Consider the following 22,081-nt stretch of genomic DNA (forward strand, 5'->3'; position numbering starts at 1 on the left):
ATCCCGGTTCTTGCATAACCAGGTACACGCGCCCCGCCCGTTTCCTTGCGCGAAGCGGCACGTCGTCGACCTCGATCGCCCCCGCCTTTTCCTTGAGAAGGCCGGCCATGCACCGGGCAAACGTCGTTTTCCCAGCCCCGTTGTGCCCCACGATACCGACGACGCTACCCGGAAGGAGGCAGAAATCGAGACCGTTCAAGACCGCAGGCGCACCGCGATATCCGGCAACTACGCCCCTCATACGTACGACGGGTTTCCCGCAAGAAGGCAAGCCGGAAACGGTCGAATCGGACGCATCGCTCAAAGACCGCATTGTCACAACCGAATCGATTTCCGAGAGAGAGGCGGCGCGCAGTCCCATATCACTTCTCGTTTCGAACGGCAGTGCAAGAAATTCTCCCGCCGTCCAGTCCCCCATGACTTCGCCATCATCTAAAACCACATAGCGGTCTGCGATGCCGTCAAGCCACCACAGGCGATGCTCGGAGATAAGCACGGTCTTCCCCTGACTCTTCAGAAGCGCAACCGTGCGCGCAAGATTCCGCATCGCATGCACATCGAGCGACGCGGTCGGCTCATCAAGCACGAAGATGTCAGGATGCACCGCATAGGCCGATGCCAGGATAACCGACTGCTTCTGCCCGCCGGAAAGCGCCTCGGTGCCGCGCCCGAGCAGGCCCTCGATACCGAGCGTTGCCGCTGCCTGCGCCACACGTTCGACCATTTCCTCGCGATCGATTCCGAAGTTCTCGCATCCGAAAGCGATTTCCGAGGTCACGTCGAGATTGACGAACTGGCTACGCGGGTTCTGGAACACCGACCCGACATGCGCGGAAAGCTCGCCCATCGTCCATGCGGAAACGGGTTTTCCCGTAACAAGCACCTCACCTTGAAGGTCCCCTTCGTACATAAGAGGAATAAGCGCATTAACGAGGCGCGTAAGCGTTGTCTTGCCACATCCTGACTGCCCAGTCACAACAACGCATTGACCGCGAGGGATCTTCAGCGAAACGTCACGAAGCGATGGACGGGAAGCGCCTTTGTAGCAAAACGTGCATCCATCGAGCTCGATAGCATAGGGCGAAGCCTTCGCCGCGGCGGCATTTTCCATCATCAGAGCACCCCCGCTCTAAAGCAAACGGAAAGCGCAAGGAGCACCATCGCAGCGATGAGACACGCAACATCGATAGCGCGCACCCTTAAGCGGTAATACGAGGTGCGGTGCGCACTCGCCCCCACGCCGCGAACAACGACCGCGTTCCCCAGTTCGTCGGCGATCTGGCCCAAACGCGCGATCACGGGCACAAGGAAATGTTCGGCGGTCTTCGCAGGATGGCGCACGACCGACCTCGGCGTGAGCGCGATACCGCGCGTCTTCATAGCATCGGCGACGGCGGAGAATTCGCGTCCCATGGTGGGAAGGAAACGAAATGCCACGCACACGCCAACCGACACGTTCGCGGGAACGCGCATCGCCTGCAGCGCGCAAGCGAGCTCGCCGAGACGCGTGGTTGCGATCATGTTGAAAGCGAACATGAAGGCGGGCAAAACATGGCGGTACATGAGAAGCGACGCCGCAAAGGGCGAAAGCAGGGTGTTCCCGCTCGCCACGAACAGCTGCGCCGTCACGGCGAACAGCGCATAGAAGGCAAGCCAGCGCACGATCGCGGAGAAGCGACGGCAATACGCCATCACGACAACGGTAAGCGCCAAAACGCCCATCTCGGCGAACAGGCTTTGCATAAGCGCCATCTGCACGTTGATCGCCGCCAGAACCGCAAGCGACGTACGCGGGTCAAGATGACGCGGTGCAGCGTTGGCAGACGTCGAAGGCTGCGTCTGCGCTACTGCGTTCAAGGGCAAAGGCGCACCCATCGAAAGAGCCATGCGATCATCGTCCTTCTTCCTACTAGTTAGCCATCTATAACTATTTACGATAAAATACCGCTCGATAAGGCAATGCGGAAGACGGAACGGGAAGATGGAAAACTACGCCGAAAAGAATTCAAGTTCTACCGAAAAATCAAACGGAAGCTACGCCGCAGGAAAGGGAAACCCGCTTTACGACATGTTCGTCACGCAGCTTTCGCAGCTACACACCGTATGCGCGAAGGAAGCGCTCGCGCGCGGATTCGGACGGGCCGACCTGGTGCGAAGCGTCGGCGAGACATGGTTTGTCGACCCCCGATACGGCAGGGGCTCTTATTGGTTCTACCTCATGGACCGTGACACCATCGTCGTGTCGATGGACATCACATACGAACGCGCCGTGGAGGCAGTCATAGAGACTATTCCCTATCTGGGGTTCGGCCTCTATGAGCATGCGATGCCCATGTATTGCTCGCCTGAGTGCGCTGGATCCAACTGCAAGCTCATGGGACATGACTGGGATGGCGGCCCCTACATAAGCTCGTTCGGGCCCGACAAGCGGCTGTCATCGGCGTCGATCACCATAGCCCCTGAAGCGATACACCGCTATGCGGATGCCTTGCACTGCGATGAGAAGAAACTGCACCGCGCCATCGGACGGCTCACCACGTCGGAGGGCGTGCCCGGCTTGCCCTCGGCGCTTCGAGGGCTCGACATCACCTACCCCGCCGCATCGGTCGCCGATTCGTATTATCACGCCAAGGTGATTGAATGCCTCGCGCTGCTGGCAAGCAGCATTCCCGAAAGGGTCACGTCAGCCGATGCCGTGAACATAAGCGACAGAGACTGCGTCGAGTGCCTCTGCTCCTACATCGACGACAACTTATCATCCGATCTCAGCACGAAAACGTTGTGCGACATCGCCCATGTAAGCGAGGGGAAGATGATATCGGCGTTTCGCAATGTGCAGGGGGACACCCCGCAAAGCTACATCCGCGCACGGCGCCTGGAGCACGGACGACGCCTTCTCCTTGATGAAAGCCGCAAAATCAGCGAAATCGCCAAAAGCGCGGGCTACCGCAACCAGGGAGCGTTCACTGACGCGTTCAAGCGTGCCTACGGCACGACACCACGTGCCTATCGCAAAAGACTACGAATCGAATAGGAACAGCATCGAGCGATGCCCGCTCCCCAAACAAAAGACAAGGAGCGCTCTGAGGATGAATGAGCTGCCACCCATTTCTTGGACACGAGAAATGGGTGGCAGCTCAAAACAGGACGCTCCCCGTTAGAAGGACCATTAACCAACAAAGGACTTAGGAAACCAGCCTTCTTGCTTCGACAAGTTCTTCTGCTACCTCGTCGAGTAATTTCGGGTATGTAAAATTACTGGTTGGATTTGTTAAACGAGTGGTTGGAATACGCAGCCGCCAGCACGCCGGCACACCAGCCGAGCCGCATACGCAGCCGCCAACCCGCCGGCTCGCCGATTCGCTATCCCAAGCGGCGCGACTTGGTCTCGGGGCCGATTGCCAGCGTGACGGCCGCCGCCACCAGCGCGATGGCCACGATGCCGAAGTAGATGACGTTGGGCTGCAGGTTCGTCAAAATCCACGTGACGGCGAACGGCATGACCACGTTGACGGCCTTGCCGGCGCCCTGCGAGATTCCCGCGCCGCGGAAGCGGTACCTGGTGGAGAACAGCTCGCCCACGTACACGCTGATCACCGACGCGTTCAGCACGTAGAAGCCGATGGTCATCAAAAAGCCCAGCACGGTGATGAGCGCCGTCGAGCCGGCATTGAGCGCCATGGCGTAGGCGAACGCGAACACCGCAACCCAGATGAACGCGCCGGAAACCTCGACGCGGCGGCCGAGCTTCTCGATGAGCAGCGCGCCGATGAGCGCCCCGAGCGGCGCCGCGAGCATGGTGATGGTGGTGGACAACAGCGAGGTCTGCGTGGCCAGGCCGATGTTCTTCAGGATGGACGGGCCGAAGGTGGTGTAGGTGTACTGCGTCAGCGACGTGCCGATGACCACCACGATGCCCAGGAACAGGTTGCGCGCCAGATGCGCATCGGAATCCATGGCGCTCTTCTCGAATACCACCTGTTCAGCGGGCGAAATGCCAGCATCCGCCATTTCGCGCTCGATACGGGAGATGATGCCCTCCGCCTCATCGAAGCGGCCGTGCTGGATGAGCCAGCGCGGGCTTTCCGGCATCGCCTGGCGCGCGATGCACACGATGATGGCCGCCACGCCGATGACCGCGAACACCAGACGCCACGATTCCTGCCCAAGCGGGCTCCAAATGGTGATGAAGAACAGGCACAGGAACATGCCGATGGGCGAGCCGCAGTTGGCGATGGTCGAGCCGATGGCGCACCAACGGCCGCGGCGCGCGACGGGCGCGAACTCGTTGATCATGCTGAAGCTGGTCACCAACTCCGACCCCAGGCCCAAGCCCACGAAGAAGCGCATGGCTATCATGAACGTCATGTTCGGGGAAAGCGCGCCCAAGATGGTGGCGAAGCCGAACAGCAGCAGGTTGAACTGGAACGCCTTGCGACGCCCGAGCTTGTCGCCGATAAGACCGGCGATCAGCGAGCCGATGAACAGGCCCAGAAAGCCTGCCGACAGAAACGCGGCGGTCTGCTCGTTGGTGGCGAACCCGGTTTCGGCCAGCGTGCTCTTCACGCCGCCTGCCAGGTAGACGTCCATGGCGTCCACGAACACGCCGGCCGAGGTCAGCGCCATCACCTTCTTGAACGTAGCCGTCGGTTGCGTGGCGTCCATGCGATGCATGAGCTGCGCGGCGCGGTCGACGCCTTCGCCCATCTGCCCGCATGACGCAGTTTCGTCTGCTTGCGACATGGTTTTCCCTTCTGCTTCTCCCTGCAACCGGGAACAAAAAAATCCGCACGAGGGCATGCACGGCTAACAACAATGCGGTTAGCGTGCAGCCGACGAGCGGATTCATCGTTCTTGGTTGCGGGCTCCTTGCCGATGGCCGAAGGATCGCTTCGGGCAACGCCAAAGAGCCTGTTTCGTAACACCTATCGTTCTACGGCGCCAAATCATACTACTTTGCTTTGAGTTTGGACGCATTTCGGCGCAATGCGGAAAGCACAAGACACAAAGCCGTCACATCCGAGGCCCGCCCCGCCGCTTCGCCGACTACCCGGGAAGGCGACAGGGCCAGCTTCGAGCCGCGTTCGCGATCAGCCTATGGCGCAGCACTGCAGACCCTTCTGCCGCATACCCCCTTGCTGCCGCCGCACCATCCCTCCCCATCCTGATTCTCCGCTATCATCCCATCCGATAACCAATTACCTAGTATTCCCATATGCGTGGCATAAATTCCCTTCTTTACATTGCCTACCATTCCTGTAGTATTACCAGGCATACAAGACGAGAAAGGAATGTCGCATGACCACCAACGAGCAAAACCACGCAGATCGGGCCATCCAAACCGGGCATGCCGCGGCATCCCAGACGTTGCCCGCGCAGCCGGCTCCTGCCGCCAACCCTGCCGAATGGCTGTCCGACCCCACCGCCGCCGCGCCGTCGGCTTTGGCTGCCGAGGTCGCCGAGAACGCGGGAACGAACAGCTATGACCTGCTGAAGCAGCTAACGCAGACGAAGCGCCTTGGCAACCAGGTTCCCGTGGCCGGATGGTTCCACTTCCCCCTGGCCGACGCCGACCCCGATGAGTTCATCGCCGAGACCGAGCGCAGCACCGCAGAGCTTCGCTGGGACCTGGTAAAGGTCATGGTCAATGGCAACTACCTGCCCATCGCCTATGGCGCCGGATATCGATGGTCGACAGACCCCGAGTCGTGGGACGGCCCGTTCAGCAGCCATCCGATAGCCAGCGCGCAAGATGCCGCGCAGCTGCCCGTGCTCGACCCGACCACCGGCATCTTGGACCGCGAAGTCGAGGTCGCGCGCCGCTTGGTGGAGCACTATCGTGGCCGCAAGCCGGTGCTCGCAACGCTGTTCGACCCCATCAGCTGGGTCCAGGAGCTCAGCACGCCGCTCGATCCGCGTTACGTGCTCAAGCTCATAGAGGAGGACCCGGCCGCACTCGAGCACGCGCTCGAAGCCATCCAGGAAACCAACGAGCGTTTCCTGGAGCGCCTCATCGATGCAGGCATCGACGGCATCTTCTACTCCGTGAAGTTCAGCACGTCGCAGCTGCTCACGCCCGAGCAGCACGCACGCTTCGTGCTTCCCTACGTCAAACGCACCGACGATCAGCTTGCCGGCCGCACATGGTTCAACATGCTGCACGTCCACGGCGATGCGGGCCTGTACTTCGACGACCTGCTCCCCTTCGACAACTTCAACGCGCTGAACTGGGAAAGCGAGGCCCCGGTGGAGGGCGCCGCGTCCATCGCGGAGCTGCGTGCCAAAACGGACAAGGTGCTTATCGCCGGCATCGACCAGCACCGCGACTTCGACGGCACGGCGGCCGAGGTGCGCGAACGTCTAAGCGCCAGGCTCGAGCGCGCGCTTGCGCAAAACGACGGCGGCGCGTTCGTGTTCGGTCCGGGCTGCACGCTGCCGCTCGACCGCGACAGCTGGCTGTTCGGCCAGATAGCCGAAGTCGCAGGCCGCAGGTAGGGATCGTCATGATCAGCATCCAAGGACTGCGCAAGAGCTACGGCGACGCACCGGTGCTCAAAGGCGTGGACATCACCATCGAGGACGGCGAGATCTACGGCTTGGTAGGCGTCAGCGGCGCCGGGAAATCCACGCTTTTGCGCTGCATCAACGGCCTGGAGTCGTTCGATGAGGGCAAGCTGGAGGTCGACGGCACCGACGTGGGCAAGCTCTCCGAACGCGACCTGCGCCTGTTCCGCAAGAACGTGGGCATGATCTTCCAGCACTTCAGCCTGCTGGAGCGCAAGACGGTCGAAGAGAACATCGCCTTCCCCATGAAGTGCTTCGGCATCCCCAAGGACAAGCGCGCGGCGCGCACCGCCGAGCTTTTGGAGCTTGTGGGCCTTGCCGACAAGGGCAAGGTGCGCCCACGCGAGCTTTCCGGCGGCCAGAAGCAGCGCGTCGCCATCGCCCGTGCGCTTACCATGAACCCCTCGATCCTGCTGTGCGACGAGGCCACCAGCGCCCTGGACCCCAACATCACCCGCTCGATCCTCAAGCTTTTGCGCGACATCAACCGCGAGCTGGGCATCACCATCGTGGTGGTCACGCATGCCATGTCGGTAGTGAAGGAGGTGTGCGACAAAGCCGCCATCCTCGACCACGGGTCGGTCGTCTACACCGGGGACGTGAAGGAGCTGTTCCTCATGCACTCCGACAAGCTCGAGCCGGTTATCGGCAAAACGCACGGGTTCACCGCCGCCCCTGGTGAAACGGCGTATCTGATCGCGCAATGCGTGGACGACGAGACGCTGCTGTCCCGCCTGGCCATCGGCTCGGGCGTGCAGTTCCGCGTGGTCTGGGGCGGTTTGGATTCGTATCGCGGCCAAATGGCCGGCAGCTATGTGGTGGCGGTGCCCGACGAGCAGCGCGACGCGCTCGAAGGCTTCTTCGAGAAAGAGCCGTCCGCTACGTGGGAACGCCTTGACGGCGGGGAAAGGTAGGCGGTTGCTATGGGATTCAGCTGGGATGTGATTATCAACCGGATCATCGTGCCGGGTATCTGGCAGACGCTCGAGATGGTGCTGTTCGGTTTCATCTTCTCGGTGGCCATCGGGTTTTTACTGGCGTTGGTGCTGGTCATCACATCGCCGAAGGGCTTGCGACCGTGCGTCCCCCTGTACCGCGTGCTCGATTTCGTCATCAACGTGCTGCGCTCGTTCCCCTTCATCATCCTGATGATCGCCATCATGCCCGTGTCGCGCTTCCTGTTCGGGACGGTCATCGGGCCGAAGGCGGCCATCTTCGCCATCACCGTGGCCTGCGCTCCGCTAATCGCGCGCTTGCTGGAAAGCTCGTTCCGCGAAGTCGACCCGGGCCTGATCGAGGCGGCGAAATCGTTCGGCGCCCCGAACTGGCGCATCGCCTGGAACGTCATCGTGGGGGAATCGGTGCCTTCGCTGGTGTCCAACATCACGCTGGGCACGGTGTCGATCCTGGGATGCTCGGCCATGGCGGGCGTCGTGGGCGCCGGCGGCCTGGGCGCCATCGCCCTGACGTACGGCTACCAGAACTTCAACGACGAGATCATGTACAGCACGGTGCTCATCTTGGTGGTGCTCGTGCAGATCATCCAACTCGCAGGCAACAAGCTGTACCTGCGCATCAAATAGCCGCACCCGCCATGGCGCGCCGCCGGGCCCGGGCAATCGCCCCCTGGCCGCGCGCCGCAGAACGAACGCGCCCGACAACGGGGGAAACGGCATTCGAAAAAAGGTTTTAACGGCAAGGCGGAAGCCTTACGAGAGGGGAAGGACCCTATCATGCAGCATCGATATCTCACCCGACGTTCGTTTTTGAGCATCTCGGCGGTAGCCGCGATGACGGCGCTTTCCGGCGGTTTGCTGGCAGGCTGCTCGTCGACGACCGCATCCAGCGGCGACGCCGCGCCCGACACCATCGTGATCGCGTGCCTGGCGCGTGAGGAGCCCGACGTGCGCTTCATCGCCGAGAAGCTGGCCGACAAGTACACCATCGAGCCGAAGGTGTTCGGCGACAACAACGCCATCAACGAGGCGACGCTCGACGGCAGCGTGCAAGCGAACTACTTCCAGAACGTGCCGTACTTGACCGCATGGAACCAGTCGAAGGGCACGAACCTGCAGACCTACGGCGATGCGGTGTTCTACACCATCGACATCCTGGTGTCGAAGAAGCACAAGACGCTCGACGATCTGCCCGAGGGCGCGAAGATCCTTGTGGCCAACGACAACGCCAACCGCGCCCGCGAGCTGAAGCTGCTTGAGAACGCGGGCTTGCTGAAGCTGACCGAGGGCGTTGACCTTCCCACCACCTTCGACATCGTGGAGAACCCCAAGAACCTGGAGATCGTGGAGGTGGATCCCCGCAGCCGCGTGGGCGCGCTGCCCGACGCGGACGCCATGGTGGCCCCCTCCATCACGGTGTATCAGATGAACGATCCGGACCTGTCGGTGGAGACGGCGCTGGCCAAGGAGGAGCCCGAGGCCTACGAGGCCGCCGGCGGCACCATCCTGGTGGTCACCCCCGAAGTCGGCAACGCGGCGCCGCAATGGCTGCAGGACGTCGACAACGCGTTCCATACCCAGGAGTTCTCCGACTTCCTGCAAGAGACCTACAAGGGCGCCAAGGCGGCCAAGACGCGCTAAGCGCGCATCCCGCCGCGCGACGTATCGCGGCGCGCGGCAACCCGACCGCTTTTGAGCGGGCGCCTCATCGGCCCAGGTGGGCGGTGGGGCTTTAAGAACAAGAAAAACACGGTCAAGCGAAGCGACGCTGGCCGAATCGAGCGAAAGGCACGGTAACCATCATGGCAACAGTCATCATCACGGGCAACGCACAGGTCGAGCAGCAGCACGAGGAGGAATTCGTGGCGAAGGTGGGCGACGCGGTGACCAGCGCGCTCGGCCTGCCGTCCAACCTGAAGAGCATCCACTTCTACCCGCTGGCCGCAAGCCGCTTCACGAAGAAGGAAAAGCCGGAGCTGACGTTTTTCGTGTACACCGCGCCCGATAAGACCACCGAGCAGAAGCGCCAGCTGGTTGCCAACGTCGGCAAGGCGGTCGACGCGTTCTTCGGCGAAGGGAAGGTGACGAGCGTGGTCATCGTCAAGATCCACTCCGACGAGAACGTGGGCGTCAACGGCGTGCTGCGCCTGGACGCCAAGGCGCAGGGCTAGGGCACGGCCATGGAATACGTTGAGATCGGCGCCACCGGCATCAAAGCAAGCCCCATCACGTTCGGCGCGATGGGCATCGGCGGCGGGTTCCGCTACCCGGATGCCGACGACCAAGTGTCCATCAAGGCCGTGCAGCACGCGCTCGACCAGGGGATCAACTTCTTCGACACCGCCCCCGTGTACGGCTTCGGGCATAGCGAGGAAGTGCTCGGCCGAGCACTGAAAGGCAGGCGCGACAAGGCCGTGATCAGCACGAAATGCGGCCTGTGGTGGGACGACGACGAAGGCAGCTACCGATTCACCTGGGACGGCCACGCGGTGAAGCGCAACTTGAGCGCCCGCACCATTCGCCAAGAGCTCGAGCGCAGCCTTCGCCTGCTGCAAACGGATTACATCGACATCTATTACGTGCACAATCCCGCCTGCCCGCCGTTCCTCACCCCCGTCGAGGAGACCATCGACGTGCTCAAGGAGTTCGTGAAAGAGGGCAAGGTCCGCGCGCTGGGCGTGTCGAACTGCGACACGGCTTATGCGCAAAGCTTCCTCGATCGCGGCGCGAACCTCGCCATGATCCAGCGGCATTTCAGCATCCTGGAGCGCGGGCCCGAGCAAGATATCCTTCCGTTCGCACGCGAAAAGGAGCTGTCGGTGCACGGCTATTCCCCGCTGGAGAAAGGCCTGCTGGCAGGCACCATCGGCCTGGGCTACGACGTTTCGCGCGACGAAAGCCGCAAGGACGGCGGCGCGTTGTGGCGCCAGCCGGCGCTTGACCAGGCGGTCGCGTTCGCGCAGGGGCTCGAACGCGACGTGGCGGCCCCGGCGGGGCTGACGCTGGCGGAGCTGGCCGTGGCGTACTCCATCGCGAAGGGGGCCATCCCCATCGTGGGCATGCGCAAGCCCCATCACGTCGACGCCGTGGCGAAGGCGGCGGACGCGAAGCTGTCCGCCGATACGCTGGCGGAGATCGACCGCCGCTCCGACGAGCTTTTGTCGAAGATCGGCGCCTGATGAGCTGCGGGGATGCGGCGGTCGAGGCGCTTGCGGGGCTGGATGCATGGATCGCCGGGCACGAGGACGAGCTGGTGGATGTCGTCAGCCGGCTTGTGCGCGTGCCCAGCGTGGGCGAGCCCTTCGACCCCAAGGCGGCGCAGCCGTTCGGCCCCGGGTGCGCCGCCGTCATCGACGCGACGCGCGATCTTGTCGAGAGCTACGGCCTTGCCTGGGAGAACCACGCGTATTACGCCATGGAGGCGCGCCTTCCCTGCGCCTCCATCGGTGCGGCCGACCAGCAAGACGAAGGCGTCGACGACGCAGGCACCGTCCCCAACCTTGCGACCAAGGCCGGGGACATCGCGTTTTTCTCGCATCTGGACGTTGTGCCCGCAGGCTTGCAAGGATGGAGCATCGACCCCTTCTCGCCCTACGTTCGCGACGGGTGGCTGTTCGGGCGCGGCTCGTCGGACAACAAGGGCCCGTTCTCGGCGGTGCTGTTCGCGTTGCGCTACCTGCGGGAGAAGAACGTGCCGCTGCGCCACGACGTGGTGCTGTACGGCGGCTGCGATGAGGAACGGGGCATGGAGGACGTCAAGTACCTGGTGCCGCGCATCTCGAAACCGGCGGCCAGCCTTGTCTCCGACGCGTACTTCCCCGTGTGCTATTCGGAGAAGGGCATCGCAAGCTTCGATCTGACCAGGCGCTTCGACGACGGATCGCTTGCGGCATTCGAAGGAGGCGCGTCGCACAACACCGTTCCCGACCGGGCCGCCTTCGCCGTACGCGGCGAATCGGGCCTTGTGCGCGAAACGGTCGAAGGTCATGCGGCACACGCGGCGTTCCCCCAACAGGGCGTGAACGCCGTGGCCTTGGCAGCGGCACGGGCGGCGCAGGTGGAAGGCGCATCGCCGCAGGTGCGCGAGGCGATGGCGTTCATCGCACGCGCCTTCGCGGGCTACGACGGCTCGGAGTTCGGCGTTGCGCGACACGACGTCGAACTCGGCGACACGACGTGCGTGGCAACCGGCGCCCGCTTCGCCGACGGGGTGCTGAGCGTGCACGTGAACATGCGCTATCCCGCTAGCGAGACGGGGCAGGAGCTGCTCGCCCGCGCCGCAAGCGCGGCAGACGCTGCGGGCTTTTCGCTGCACGTGGCCGACCAAAGCGAAGGTTACGTTATAGACGCATCGTCGCCACAGGTCGAAGCGCTAACGGATATCGTGAACGATCGGTTGGGCACGCAGCTCGAACCATACGCCATGGGCGGCGCCACACATGCGCGCTGGATCCCCGGCGCCATAAGCTTCGGCCCCGGACGCAACGATGTCCCGGGGCCGTTCCCCGATCAACCCGGCCGCGGGGCCGCGCACGGCCCCGACGAGGCGGTGCGCATCCAACGCCTGAAAGACGCCGTCGCCATCTATGTGCGAGCCATCCTCTACCTGGACGCAACGCTTTAGCGAATCGGAACGTTGGATGGCTCGCAAGCGGCGTTAACGGCCCTGATAACCATCGTTCGAAAATTCGGATATCTGGGCTATCTTGTTTCACGCGCACGACACCCGATCTCCGGTACACTATCCACCTGGAAATAAACCCTAGAAATCTAGTATGGCTTACCGCCACCACAACAGCGAAGGAAGGGACGCCACTTCATGAACGACTCGAGCTTCGAGGCCATGGCGCAGGAAATCGACGGCCTGCTGGGCATCGACCAGGCAAAACACGCCGATTGGCACGCGGACTCCATCGCCGTGCGCGGATACGAGGGCATCGATGCGCGCACCGGGTCCATCAGCTACCCGCTGTACCAGTCGGCCACGTTCGCGCACCCCGCCTGGGGCGAATCAACCGGCTACTGCTATTCGCGTTGCGGCAACCCCACGCGCCTGGAGCTCGAGAACACCATCGCGCTTTTGGAGGGCGGGAAGAAATGCATGGCGTTCTCCAGCGGCATGGCGGCCATCGCCACGCTGCTGAAGCTGCTGCGCTCAGGCGACCGCGTGCTCGTCAGCGACGACCTGTACGGCGGCACCTACCGCCTGTTCAGCAACATCTACGCGCAGTACGGGCTGGAATTCGACTACGTCGACCTGGCCGACCTGCAAGCCGCCGAGGCGGCGTTCACGCCCAACACCCGCCTGGTGTTCCTGGAAACGCCCACCAACCCCACCATGAAGGTCGCCGACATCCAGGCGCTCGCCAACCTGGCGCACAGCCGCGGCGCGGTGCTGGCCGTGGACAACACCTTCCTTACCATGTACTTCCAAAAGCCCTTCGAACTGGGCGCCGACGTGGTGGTGTACAGCGGGACGAAGTACCTGTGCGGCCACAACGACGTGCTGTCGGGCTTTCTTGTGCTGCGCGACAACAGCCTGCTCGAGCCGCTGTTCAACGCCACCATGAGCGAGGGCAACCAACTCAGCCCCTTCGACAGCTGGCTGATGCTGCGCAGCCTGAAGACGCTGGGCGTGCGCCTGCGCCAGCAGGAGGCCAACGCCAAGCGCATCTGCGAGGCGCTGAAAGCGAACCCGCACGTCACGGACGTGTTCTACGTGGGCGACCCCGACCATCCCGACTACGCGCTGTCGAAACGCCAGACCACGGGCTTCGGCGCCATGATATCGTTCAAGACCGACACGCATCAGCGCGCGCTGGACACGCTCGAGCGCACAAGGCTCATCCTGTTCGCCGAAAGCCTGGGCGGCACCGAAAGCCTGGTCACCTACCCGCTCGTGCAAACCCACGGCGCCATCCCCGCGCCCATGCTGGACAAGCTGGGCATCGACGACCGCCTGCTGCGCCTGTCGGTGGGCATCGAGGACGTGGAGGACCTGCTGGCCGACCTTGACCAGGCGCTCGCGTAGCACAGGGCGGGAAGCTGAACGGAGAAGGAAATGACGAAGTACGATTTCGAGACCATCATCGACCGCCGCGGCACGGGGTGCCTGAAATGGGACGCATGGAGCCGCCGCGGGCACGCCCCCGACGACCTGCCGCTTTGGGTTGCCGACATGGACTTTAAAACGGCGCCGGCCGCCATCGAGGCGCTCGCCGAGCGCGTGCAGCACGGCGTGTTCGGCTACACCATGGCCACGGACGGGTATTGCGAAGCGGTGCAAAGCTGGTTCGAGCGCCGTCACGGCTGGCGCCCCGAGCGCGAGTGGCTCGTCATGACGCCGGGCGTGGTGTTCGCCCTAGCGCTGGCCGTCAACGCGTTCACGCAGCCGGGCGACCACGTGATCATCCAGCCGCCCGTGTACTACCCCTTCCGCCTGATGATCCAGGACAACGGCCGCAAAATGGCCACAAGCCCGCTTTTGTGCGAAAACGGCCGCTACACCATGGACTACGAGGGCTTCGAGCGCCAGCTGGAGAAGACGGGCGCGAAGCTGTTCATCCTGTGCAACCCGCACAACCCCGTCGGCCGCGCTTGGACCGCCGACGAGCTGCAACGCATCGGCGACATCTGCCTGCGCCACGGCGTCACGGTCGTGGCCGACGAGATCCACGCCGACTTCGCGCGACCCGGCTTCAAGCACGTGCCGTACGCCTCGCTCGGCGAGCGCTACGCGCGCCACGCCGTGGTGTGCACGGCGCCCAGCAAGACGTTCAACCTGGCGGGGCTGCAGCTGTCCAACATCTTCATCCCCGACCCCGACCTGCGCGCAGCGTTCAAACGCGCCCGCAACCGCACGGGCTACGACGAGCCGAGCGTGCTCGGCATCACGGCAGCCCAGGCGTGCTACGAGCGCGGGGAGGAATGGCTCGACGAGCTCAAAAAGGTGCTGGATGGGAACCTCGCGGTGCTGCAGGCAGCGGTCGACCGCATGCCGGGCGTGAGCCTGGTGCCGCTTGAGAGCACCTATCTGCCGTGGCTGGACTGCAGGGGCCTGGGCCTGGACGACGCCGGCATCAAGCGCCTGGTGGAGCAGGATGCGAAGCTGTGGCTTGACCTGGGCACCATGTTCGGCCCCGAGGGCTCGGGCTTCGTGCGCATGAACCTGGCAAGCCCGAAAGCCCTGATCGGGCAAGCCTGCGATCGCTTGGAGCAGGCGGTGGCCAAGCTGGCGAAATAGCCGCACAGGCCGCAACAACGGCAGACGCCGGAGCAAGCGGCGGGGACGGAAAGCGAAAAAGGCGCGAACGGGGCAAAACTCGCCTCCGTTCGCGCCTTTCGCACGCTTGGCCCCGCCGGCAACCGCGCCTGCCTCCGCGCGCCCCTCAGCACCCTCGCGAGGTCACCACCCCACCTGCCATCCCGCACCCGCGCGCCCGCAAACCCCTTCGCTCCCGATTCTTCACCACCAAAATCCCTATTGCTTTAGTACGGTAGAGTGCTAAAGTGGTTTCATCGTATCCGCACTGCTGTCGCATGCCCGATGGGTATCGGGCATGCGACAGCACGCCGGCCCGCCAGCGCGGTCGGCGCGCTGAAAGGAACGCCCATGGGCAACCAACCGAACGAAGGCGGCGCGCAGCAAGCGCCCGCCGTCGGCCTCAAGCGCACGCTCGGCCTGCGCGAGGCCATCACCATCACCGCCGGCACCGTCATCGGCGTCGGCCTGTTCACCACCGGCGGCAACGTCGTCGGCGAGATGGGGCCGTTCGTGGTCCTGGCCACGGCGCTCGCGGCGCTCATCAGCATCTACCCGGCGCTCATGTACGGCGAGATGGGCGCGGCGCTGCCCTTCGCCGGCGGCACGTACCAGTACGCGTCGCTGGGCCTGGGCCGCCCCGCGGGCTTTCTGGCCGGATGGAACTTCATCATGTCGCTCATTGCCGTCACCGGCGGCGAGGCGCTGGCGTTCAGCTACTACTTCAAGACCATCTTCCTGGCGTTCGGCATCGAGCTTCCCGTCGACGACGTGGTCATCGCCATCATCGCGCTGGTCGCGTTCATCATCGCCAACGTGCGCGGCGTGGAGCTGACGGGCAAGCTGCAGAACGGCTTCATGTTCTTCTTCTGGGGCGTTGCCGCCATCTGGTTCCTCACCATGATCCCCAACGTGCAGCTGCCGAACTTCGTGACCGCGCCCGACTTCATGGGCGACCTTGGCACCGGCGGATTCATCGCCGCCGTGGCCATGATCTGGTGGTGCTTCGCCGGCTTCGAGACGTGCTGCGCCATGGGCGAGGAGATCCGCCACCCGCAGATCAACATCCCCCGCGCCATGATGCTCTCGCCGTTCATCATCTTCGTGGTGAACGCCCTGTTCCAGTGGTTCCTCGTGGGCATCGTGCCCGCCGACGGGCTTGCCGCCGTGGCCGAATCCTCCGCGCCCTACGCCGAGGCCATGATGAGCGCCGGCATCCTGGGCCTGCCGCTTGCGCTGCTGGCGCTGGGCGTGGCGTTCGGCGGCGACTTCTCCACCTTGAACGCTTCCATCGCGGTGCCGCCGCGCTATCTGTTCACCATGGCCCGCGACGGCAGCCTGCCCGCCGTGTTCGCCAAGCTGCACCCGAAGTACCGCACGCCTTACGTGGCCGTCATCACGCTCGGCGTGCTCACGGTGGTGCTGGTGGCCACCAGCACGCTGGACTACATCGCGTCGCTGTCGCTGTTCGCCGACCTGTTCTACTACGTCATCGGCATGGTGGCGTGCCTGGGCCTGCGCCGCAAGCTGCCCGATCTGAAGCGCCCGTTCAAGGTGCGCGGCATGGTGCCCGGCGCGGTGATCAGCATCGTCATCTACCTGGTCATGATGACGCAACTTGACACGGACGCCCTGGTCACCGGCGTGATCTACTGCGTGGTGGGCCTGGTCATCTACGCCGTGTGCGCGAAGAAGTACGGCGCACGCTCCATTGACGTGAACGCCGTGCAGGACACCAGCGAGCCCACGCCCGCCGAGCGCGCCAAAATGGACCGCGAGTTCCACATCTGGATCGCCGCGGCCGCCATCGGCTGCGCACTGGTAGCCCTGCTCTACCTGCTGCCCAACCTGCTGGGATAAGGCGGCGAAGGAGTAGGCGCGAAAGCGCCGGGCAGTGAAAGCGCGAAACGGCGCTTGGCGGCGGCACCCTTCACACCGCCAAGCGCTTCATCTTACCCGCTATGAAGTTCTCGCTCACCAGCGGTTTTACCAGAGCAAATGCACGAATCGGTAAATAGAATCGGCTGAATCCTGCACTTTTTCGCAAATAGAAATCGCCCCAAACCGCACTTTTTTAGAAATAGGAATCATCGGAAACTGCATTTTTCCGCAAATAACGCGAGAGCGCGAAGCAGCCATCGCTAGCACGAACCTCAAAACGCCCCGAAATCGACAACCGCCCGTTGGCCTGCTCCACGCAGGCACAACGGGCCGTTCTGCAATGCCGCGCCTTTCCGGCGTGCCGTTCACGTCGCCGTTAGCAGCTGGCGAACACCTCCGCCAGTTTCTCGCGGTCCACGATGCCGTCGGGGTCGGCCGCCTGCGCAAGCGCCCACATGGTCTTCGCCAGCAGCGCCTCGGTGGTGGCGGCGCCGCCCATGAGCACGCCCGGGCGGTCGCAGAACGCGCGGCCGACCTCGTACACGCTCAGGTCAGCGCCCTCGTATGGGCACTGCGTGGTCATAACCAGCGTTTTCCCGGCGTCCACCCATGCGAGCAGCGTGTCGGTGATGCCGTCGTACTCCGGGATGCCGCCCAGTCCGAATGCCTCGACCACCAGCGCATCGCACGCGGGGCGCAACGCGTCGATAACCAGCGCATCCATGCCCGGCGTAAGCTTGAGCACCGCAACGCGAGGGTTAAGGGAATCGTAAAAGCGCACGTCCGAAACCGCGCCATCGGCCTCCGCCTTACCCGCCGAACCGGCAATCTGCGATTCGGCTGATGCGCACGCGCGCCCCTCGCTTGCGTCGCCAGGTTTACCTGCCGCCGCAATCGACGCCGTGCCCATCTGACCGCAAGCGCCATCCGCCCACTTAACCTGCCCGTCGCGCACGCACCCCAGTTCGGGCACGTTCAAGCTGTCGAAGGCTTCGAAGCTGCGGGTGCGCACCTTGCGGGCCGCCGTGCCCGAGATCACCTTGCCGCCGAACGCCACCATCACGCCCGCGGCGGCATCGTCGCAGGCCACGAGCACGGCGTCGAGCAGATTGCGCTTGCCGTCGGTGCCGGGGTCGCCCATGGGCAGCTGCGAGCCGGTCAGCACCACGGGCTTCGGGCCGCCCTGCACCAAGTACGACAGCCCCGCCGCCGTGTACGCCAGCGTATCGGTGCCGTGAAGGACGACGAACCCGTCGAACTCGCCATAGCGTCGGCGCACCTCGCCCGCGATCGCCAGCCACCCTTGCGGGCGCATGTTCGTGCTGTCCACGTTCATGACCTGCGACACCTCGACACGGCACACCTGCGCCACCTCGGGAACGAACGCCACCAGCTGCTCGCCGGTCAATGCCGGCGCAAGCCCGCTCCCCTCCTCAGCCGACGCGATGGTCCCGCCCGTCGCGATAACCAAAATACTTTTCACGGCAATCCCCTATCGTCTCAGTGCCATATGCAGAATCGGATATGAACGCCCCTCACTGTCGCCCGCACCGACCGCTCCCACAACCCCAATAACTCGTACGGGTCAAACTCGCCTTGCGCAGCATCGAAAACCACACACGCACCGTTTTCCATATTTGTTTCCTTACAAGCGCTCTTCTTGCAAATGAATACAAAACTCGGCCAACCGCGGAATATCCTCAGTTATAGTTTCCCAAAGAATTTCGGCATCAACATTTCCATACGCATGGGCTATCACATTCCGAAAGCCCCTGATTTGATGCCAAGGAATCTCAGCATGCGCGGCAATAAATCCCTCTGATTAGTCGTTTACGTGTTCGCCGATTTGCTGCACATAGAACGCGCAGCCGTCTCTATAAAGCGCTTCCTCGTTGAACAGGTCTTTTGTCGGAAAGAACTTTTCCTGAGCGCGCTTGATTTTCTCGCAGTACATCGCAATGTGGGCGATGGCATCAGCTTCTTTCTCGTTCATAAAGAAGCACCTCGTCTTTCTTAATGGACGCACGGAAATCCTCAGACAGCGAAGACGTTGTAGAAACATCTACCGGCACGCCGATAAGTTGCTCCAAATCATACACGAAACCACCTATTTCAAGCCCTCGCATATCGCCTTTGTCGACACGCAAGTCAAGGTCGCTTCCCTCCTTTGCCGCATTGCGCGCACGAGACCCAAACGCCCAGACGCGTTCAACGCCATATTGCTTGGCTATCTGCTCTACCGCCGAACGCATTGTTTGGGTAATCCCACAAGCAGCTTCCGTTCGCGGCGCGTTCTGCTGGGGAAGACGAAGGGCGAAGGGTAAGCCCTGCTGTAAAACAATCTGGGAATACAGCGCCGAAATAGCTGCTGAGTGAGAAAGCCCCAGCTTGGACAGAATCTGCTCAGCCTGCGCTTTGATGTCCGAATCAAGGCGAGCGCTCACTGTTGTATACATCTTAGCCTCTTCTGTAATAGATATTATTACAATGTAATAATATCATGCATCATCGACTCCAAAAGCGCTCAGTTGCCATTTTTTGCTACCCGCTTCCGACCCCCTCCCCAACCCTTCGCACACAAAAACGCCGGCCGCAATTGTTTTGCAGCCGGCGCTTTTTGCGCGCACTTCGAAATGACGCCTACGAGTTTCTTTCGTTGCGGCAGGTTGTACAGACGAAATCCGCCCCTGACCCGCTTACGCCTTCTCCACCTTCACGGCGCACACCTTGTACTCCGGCGTGGCCGAGATGTTGTCGAGCGCGGCATTGGTCAGCCAGTTGGCGTTGCCGTCCTGGAAGTGGAACGGCATCCACGCCTCGCCGGGGTTGGTCTTGCCCGACACGCGCGCCTGGCTCTCGATGACGCCGCGGCGGCTGCTCACGCGCACGCGGTCGCCGTCGGCGATACCCGCGGCGGCGGCATCCACGTCGTTGATCTCGATGAACGACGTGCCGTCGATCTGGTTGAGCCCCTCGGTGCGGCCCGTCATGGCCTGCGCGTTGTACTGCGCCAGCACGCGGCCCGTCATCATGATGAGCGGGAATTCCTCATCAGGCTGCTCGGCCGACGGACGGTACTGCGCCAGCGAATATCCGCCCAAACCGCGCGAGAACTTCCCCTCGTGCATGATGCGCGTGCCCGGATGATCCGGGCCCGTGCACGGCCACTGCAGGCCCTGCCCCGCCACGGCGGCGGAATCCAGGCGCGCATGGCTGATGCCCGCATACGACGGCGTCAGGCTTGCCACCTCGTCCATGATCTGCGCGCCCGTGAGCGCCGGTTGGTCATACCCCATGCGGCGCATGATCTCGGCGAACACCTCGGTGTCCAGGCGCGCGCCCGCCGGGCCGTCCACCGCCTTGCGCACGCGCTGCACGCGGCGCTCGGTGTTGGTGAACGTGCCCTCCTTCTCCGCATAGCTGCGACCGGGCAGGATGACGTCGGCGTACTTCGCCGTCTCCGTCATGAACAGCTCCTCGCACACGAAGAAGTCCAGCGACTCCAGCGCGCGGATGACGTGGCCCGTATCCGGGTCGGTGCGCACCGGGTCCTCGCCGAACAGGAACAGGCCGCGGATGCGCCCGTCAATCATGGCAGGGAAGCACTCGGTGGCTTTCAGGCCCGCCGCCTGGTTCAGCTCGACGCCCCATGCGGCCTCGAACTTCGCACGCATCTCGGGGTTGGCCACCTTCTGATAACCCGTGAAGTCCGCAGGCCCCGCGCCCATGTCGCATGCGCCCTGCACGTTGTTCTGGCCGCGCAGCGGGTTGATGCCGCAGCCGGGACGGCCCAGCTTGCCCGCGGCCAGCGCCAGGTTCGACAGCGCCATAACGCCCTCGGTGCCCGTGGAGTGCTCCACCACGCCAAGGCAGTAGACGATGGGGGCGCGCTCGGCCGTCGCGTACATCTCAGCCGCCGCCTCCAGGTCGCGCGCGTCGATGCCGCAGATCTCGGCCACGCGCTCGGGGGTGTAGTCGGCCACCATGGCGGCAAGCTCGTCGAAGCCCTCGGTGCGACCCTCCACGAACTCGCGGTCCACCAGGCCCTTGCGAATCAGCACGTTCACCATGCCGTTCGCGAACGCCACGTTCGTGCCGGGGCGCAGCTTCAGGTGGATGTCGGCCTTCTTCGCCAGCCCGATCTCGCGCGGGTCCACCACGATCAGCTTCGCGCCGCGCTCGACCGCCTGTCGCAGGCGCATGCCCATGACGGGGTGCGCCTCTTCCGGATTGCTGCCCACCAGCAAGATGACCTGCGAATCCTCGCACACATCTTTGATTGAGTTCGTCATTGCGCCCGAACCAAGTGTAGTTGCCAGACCGGCAACGGTAGGGGCGTGTCAAACACGTGCGCAGTTATCGACATTGGGGCTGTCGAATGCGCACCTCGCCATCTTCTGGAACAGATAGATATCCTCGTTGGTGGAACGCGAGCACGCGAACGCCGCGATGCTCTCGCCGCCGTGTTCCTCCTTGAGCTCGGCGAACTTGCGCGCCACCAGGTCAAGCGCCGTATCCCAATCGGCCGGCTCGAACTCGCCGGTCTCGGGGTTTTTCACCAGCGGCGTGGTGATGCGGTCGGGCGAGTTCACGAAGTCGAAGCTGCCGGAACGGCCCTTCACGCACAGCAGGCCGTCGTTGGACGGGCCGTCGGCTGCCTGCACGTCCACGATCTGGTCGCCTTTCACCACCAGGTCGAGCTGACAGCCCACGCCGCAGTGCGGGCAGGTGGTGCGCACGGTGTGGGTATCCCATTCGCGGTACAGCCCGCGGCGCTTCTCCACCAGGGCGCCCGTCGGGCACGCCTGCGCGCAGTTGCCGCAGCTCTCGCAGATGGTGGCATCCCAGTTCGGCCCGAACGGCGCGCGGATGGTGGTGCGCACGCCGCGCTTGCCGGTTTGCAGCACATGGTTGCCGGCCGCGTTGTTGCACGCGCCCACGCAGCGCTGGCAGGCGATGCACAGGTTGGGGTCGAAGCGCAAGAACGGGTTGGAATCCAGCACCGGCTTGCGGGTTTGCTCCACGGGGAAGGTGGGGTGCGAAACGCCCACCTCGCGCGCCACGGCCTGCAGCTCGCAGGCGCCGTTCTTCACGCAGCTGAAGCAGTAGTCGGTCGAATCAAGGCCGTGGTTGGAGATCAGCAGGTCAACGGCCATGCGGCGGTACTTCAGCACACGCTCGGTGGCCGTTTGCACCTGCATGCCGTCGACCACGCGCGTGGTGCACGCGGGCACGGGGGCGTCCTGCCCCTCGACGTCGACCACGCACACGCGGCACGACCCGATGGCGCTGCGCTCGGCCAGGTAGCACAGCGTGGGGATGTGGATGCCGGCCTCGCGGGCGACCTCCAAGATGGTTTGACCCTCGCGCGCCTCGAGCGCGCGGCCGTCGATGGTGATGTTAAGCATACTGGATACGC

The 22,081-nt window shown here is 63.6% G+C and carries 19 protein-coding genes; 11 read left to right on the forward strand and 8 right to left on the reverse strand.

The genetic code is table 11. The features are described 5' to 3' along the window. On the reverse strand, window positions 1-1,114 hold a 1,114-nt coding region (locus Q0D52_RS07550), incomplete at its 3' end, for an ABC transporter ATP-binding protein (protein ID WP_366930335.1). Continuing rightward, on the reverse strand, window positions 1,114-1,887 hold the full coding sequence (locus Q0D52_RS07555) for an energy-coupling factor transporter transmembrane component T (protein WP_294381522.1): 774 nt from the start codon (window positions 1,885-1,887) through the stop codon (window positions 1,114-1,116). The genes Q0D52_RS07555 and Q0D52_RS07550, both read right to left, overlap by 1 nt. 94 nt (window positions 1,888-1,981) lie before the next feature. Here Q0D52_RS07555 and Q0D52_RS07560 point away from each other — a divergent pair, with 94 nt between their 5' ends. After that, window positions 1,982-3,034, forward strand: a complete 1,053-nt coding sequence (locus Q0D52_RS07560; protein WP_294381524.1) for an AraC family transcriptional regulator — start codon at window positions 1,982-1,984, stop codon at window positions 3,032-3,034. A 329-nt stretch (window positions 3,035-3,363) separates the two neighbouring features. Here the strand turns inward: Q0D52_RS07560 and Q0D52_RS07565 are convergent, their stop codons facing one another. Beyond that, complete coding sequence (locus Q0D52_RS07565) at window positions 3,364-4,743, reverse strand: MFS transporter (RefSeq protein WP_294381529.1); 1,380 nt, start codon at window positions 4,741-4,743, stop codon at window positions 3,364-3,366. Window positions 4,744-5,298: 555 nt separating this feature from the next. Here Q0D52_RS07565 and Q0D52_RS07570 point away from each other — a divergent pair. From Q0D52_RS07570 to Q0D52_RS07615, 10 genes are all read left to right on the forward strand, one after another. Then, window positions 5,299-6,495, forward strand: coding sequence for a uroporphyrinogen decarboxylase family protein (locus Q0D52_RS07570; protein WP_294381531.1), 1,197 nt, complete (start codon window positions 5,299-5,301; stop codon window positions 6,493-6,495). 8 nt (window positions 6,496-6,503) lie between these two features. Further along, the gene (locus tag Q0D52_RS07575; RefSeq protein WP_294381534.1) at window positions 6,504-7,478 is read left to right on the forward strand and encodes a methionine ABC transporter ATP-binding protein; all 975 of its coding nucleotides are present in this window, start codon (window positions 6,504-6,506) and stop codon (window positions 7,476-7,478) included. A gap of 9 nt (window positions 7,479-7,487) precedes the next feature. After that, window positions 7,488-8,147: a methionine ABC transporter permease gene (locus Q0D52_RS07580; protein WP_294381537.1), complete on the forward strand. Its 660-nt coding sequence runs from the start codon at window positions 7,488-7,490 to the stop codon at window positions 8,145-8,147. 150 nt (window positions 8,148-8,297) lie between these two features. After that, window positions 8,298-9,161: a MetQ/NlpA family ABC transporter substrate-binding protein gene (locus Q0D52_RS07585; RefSeq protein ID WP_294381540.1), complete on the forward strand. Its 864-nt coding sequence runs from the start codon at window positions 8,298-8,300 to the stop codon at window positions 9,159-9,161. A gap of 161 nt (window positions 9,162-9,322) precedes the next feature. Beyond that, the gene (locus Q0D52_RS07590; protein WP_294381542.1) at window positions 9,323-9,691 is read left to right on the forward strand and encodes a hypothetical protein; all 369 of its coding nucleotides are present in this window, start codon (window positions 9,323-9,325) and stop codon (window positions 9,689-9,691) included. A 9-nt stretch (window positions 9,692-9,700) separates the two neighbouring features. After that, window positions 9,701-10,699 carry an aldo/keto reductase gene (locus Q0D52_RS07595; RefSeq protein WP_294381545.1) on the forward strand — a complete coding sequence of 333 codons (999 nt, stop codon included), beginning with the start codon at window positions 9,701-9,703 and terminating at the stop codon, window positions 10,697-10,699. Next, the gene (locus Q0D52_RS07600) at window positions 10,699-12,144 is read left to right on the forward strand and encodes a M20/M25/M40 family metallo-hydrolase (protein ID WP_294381547.1); all 1,446 of its coding nucleotides are present in this window, start codon (window positions 10,699-10,701) and stop codon (window positions 12,142-12,144) included. Before Q0D52_RS07595 ends, Q0D52_RS07600 begins: the two co-directional genes overlap by 1 nt. Window positions 12,145-12,339: 195 nt before the next feature. Beyond that, the gene (locus Q0D52_RS07605; protein ID WP_294381550.1) at window positions 12,340-13,551 is read left to right on the forward strand and encodes a PLP-dependent aspartate aminotransferase family protein; all 1,212 of its coding nucleotides are present in this window, start codon (window positions 12,340-12,342) and stop codon (window positions 13,549-13,551) included. A 30-nt stretch (window positions 13,552-13,581) separates the two neighbouring features. Beyond that, a complete protein-coding gene (locus Q0D52_RS07610) occupies window positions 13,582-14,763 on the forward strand; it encodes a MalY/PatB family protein (RefSeq protein WP_294381555.1) in 1,182 nt (393 codons plus the stop codon). A gap of 369 nt (window positions 14,764-15,132) precedes the next feature. Then, window positions 15,133-16,641 carry an amino acid permease gene (locus Q0D52_RS07615; RefSeq protein ID WP_294381561.1) on the forward strand — a complete coding sequence of 503 codons (1,509 nt, stop codon included), beginning with the start codon at window positions 15,133-15,135 and terminating at the stop codon, window positions 16,639-16,641. 397 nt (window positions 16,642-17,038) lie between these two features. Here the strand turns inward: Q0D52_RS07615 and Q0D52_RS07620 are convergent, their stop codons facing one another. The 5 genes from Q0D52_RS07620 to fdhF all read right to left on the reverse strand — a co-directional run bounded on the left by Q0D52_RS07620 (window position 17,039) and on the right by fdhF (window position 22,070). Continuing rightward, window positions 17,039-18,145 (reverse strand): asparaginase, encoded by a 1,107-nt coding sequence (locus Q0D52_RS07620; RefSeq protein ID WP_294381564.1) that lies wholly within the window; start codon window positions 18,143-18,145, stop codon window positions 17,039-17,041. A 162-nt stretch (window positions 18,146-18,307) separates the two neighbouring features. Further along, window positions 18,308-18,472, reverse strand: a complete 165-nt coding sequence (locus tag Q0D52_RS10120) for a DUF86 domain-containing protein (protein WP_366930338.1) — start codon at window positions 18,470-18,472, stop codon at window positions 18,308-18,310. Between the two features lie 12 nt (window positions 18,473-18,484). Then, entirely contained in the window at window positions 18,485-18,655 is a 171-nt protein-coding gene (locus tag Q0D52_RS07625) for a hypothetical protein (RefSeq protein WP_294381569.1), read from the reverse strand. Then, complete coding sequence (locus Q0D52_RS07630; RefSeq protein WP_294381572.1) at window positions 18,636-19,118, reverse strand: type II toxin-antitoxin system RelB/DinJ family antitoxin; 483 nt, start codon at window positions 19,116-19,118, stop codon at window positions 18,636-18,638. The genes Q0D52_RS07625 and Q0D52_RS07630 overlap by 20 nt, the downstream gene beginning before the upstream one ends. A 240-nt stretch (window positions 19,119-19,358) precedes the next feature. Further along, window positions 19,359-22,070 carry a formate dehydrogenase subunit alpha gene (fdhF, locus tag Q0D52_RS07635; RefSeq protein WP_294381631.1) on the reverse strand — a complete coding sequence of 904 codons (2,712 nt, stop codon included), beginning with the start codon at window positions 22,068-22,070 and terminating at the stop codon, window positions 19,359-19,361. Between the last annotated feature and the right edge of the window lie 11 nt (window positions 22,071-22,081).

It is taken from the genome of uncultured Senegalimassilia sp. (assembly GCF_934630535.1).
Lineage (GTDB): Bacteria > Actinomycetota > Coriobacteriia > Coriobacteriales > Eggerthellaceae > Senegalimassilia.

Excerpts from the sequence above, each read along its gene's own strand:
- Q0D52_RS07555 (WP_294381522.1), bottom strand. The coding sequence starts at position 1,887 with ATGGCTCTTTCGATGGGTGCGCCTTTGCCCTTGAACGCAGTAGCGCAG.
- Q0D52_RS07560 (WP_294381524.1), top strand. The coding sequence starts at position 1,982 with ATGGAAAACTACGCCGAAAAGAATTCAAGTTCTACCGAAAAATCAAAC.
- Q0D52_RS07565 (WP_294381529.1), bottom strand. The coding sequence starts at position 4,743 with ATGTCGCAAGCAGACGAAACTGCGTCATGCGGGCAGATGGGCGAAGGC.
- Q0D52_RS07570 (WP_294381531.1), top strand. The coding sequence starts at position 5,299 with ATGACCACCAACGAGCAAAACCACGCAGATCGGGCCATCCAAACCGGG.
- Q0D52_RS07575 (WP_294381534.1), top strand. The coding sequence starts at position 6,504 with ATGATCAGCATCCAAGGACTGCGCAAGAGCTACGGCGACGCACCGGTG.
- Q0D52_RS07580 (WP_294381537.1), top strand. The coding sequence starts at position 7,488 with ATGGGATTCAGCTGGGATGTGATTATCAACCGGATCATCGTGCCGGGT.
- Q0D52_RS07585 (WP_294381540.1), top strand. The coding sequence starts at position 8,298 with ATGCAGCATCGATATCTCACCCGACGTTCGTTTTTGAGCATCTCGGCG.
- Q0D52_RS07590 (WP_294381542.1), top strand. The coding sequence starts at position 9,323 with ATGGCAACAGTCATCATCACGGGCAACGCACAGGTCGAGCAGCAGCAC.
- Q0D52_RS07595 (WP_294381545.1), top strand. The coding sequence starts at position 9,701 with ATGGAATACGTTGAGATCGGCGCCACCGGCATCAAAGCAAGCCCCATC.
- Q0D52_RS07600 (WP_294381547.1), top strand. The coding sequence starts at position 10,699 with ATGAGCTGCGGGGATGCGGCGGTCGAGGCGCTTGCGGGGCTGGATGCA.
- Q0D52_RS07605 (WP_294381550.1), top strand. The coding sequence starts at position 12,340 with ATGAACGACTCGAGCTTCGAGGCCATGGCGCAGGAAATCGACGGCCTG.
- Q0D52_RS07610 (WP_294381555.1), top strand. The coding sequence starts at position 13,582 with ATGACGAAGTACGATTTCGAGACCATCATCGACCGCCGCGGCACGGGG.
- Q0D52_RS07615 (WP_294381561.1), top strand. The coding sequence starts at position 15,133 with ATGGGCAACCAACCGAACGAAGGCGGCGCGCAGCAAGCGCCCGCCGTC.
- Q0D52_RS07625 (WP_294381569.1), bottom strand. The coding sequence starts at position 18,655 with ATGAACGAGAAAGAAGCTGATGCCATCGCCCACATTGCGATGTACTGC.
- Q0D52_RS07630 (WP_294381572.1), bottom strand. The coding sequence starts at position 19,118 with ATGTATACAACAGTGAGCGCTCGCCTTGATTCGGACATCAAAGCGCAG.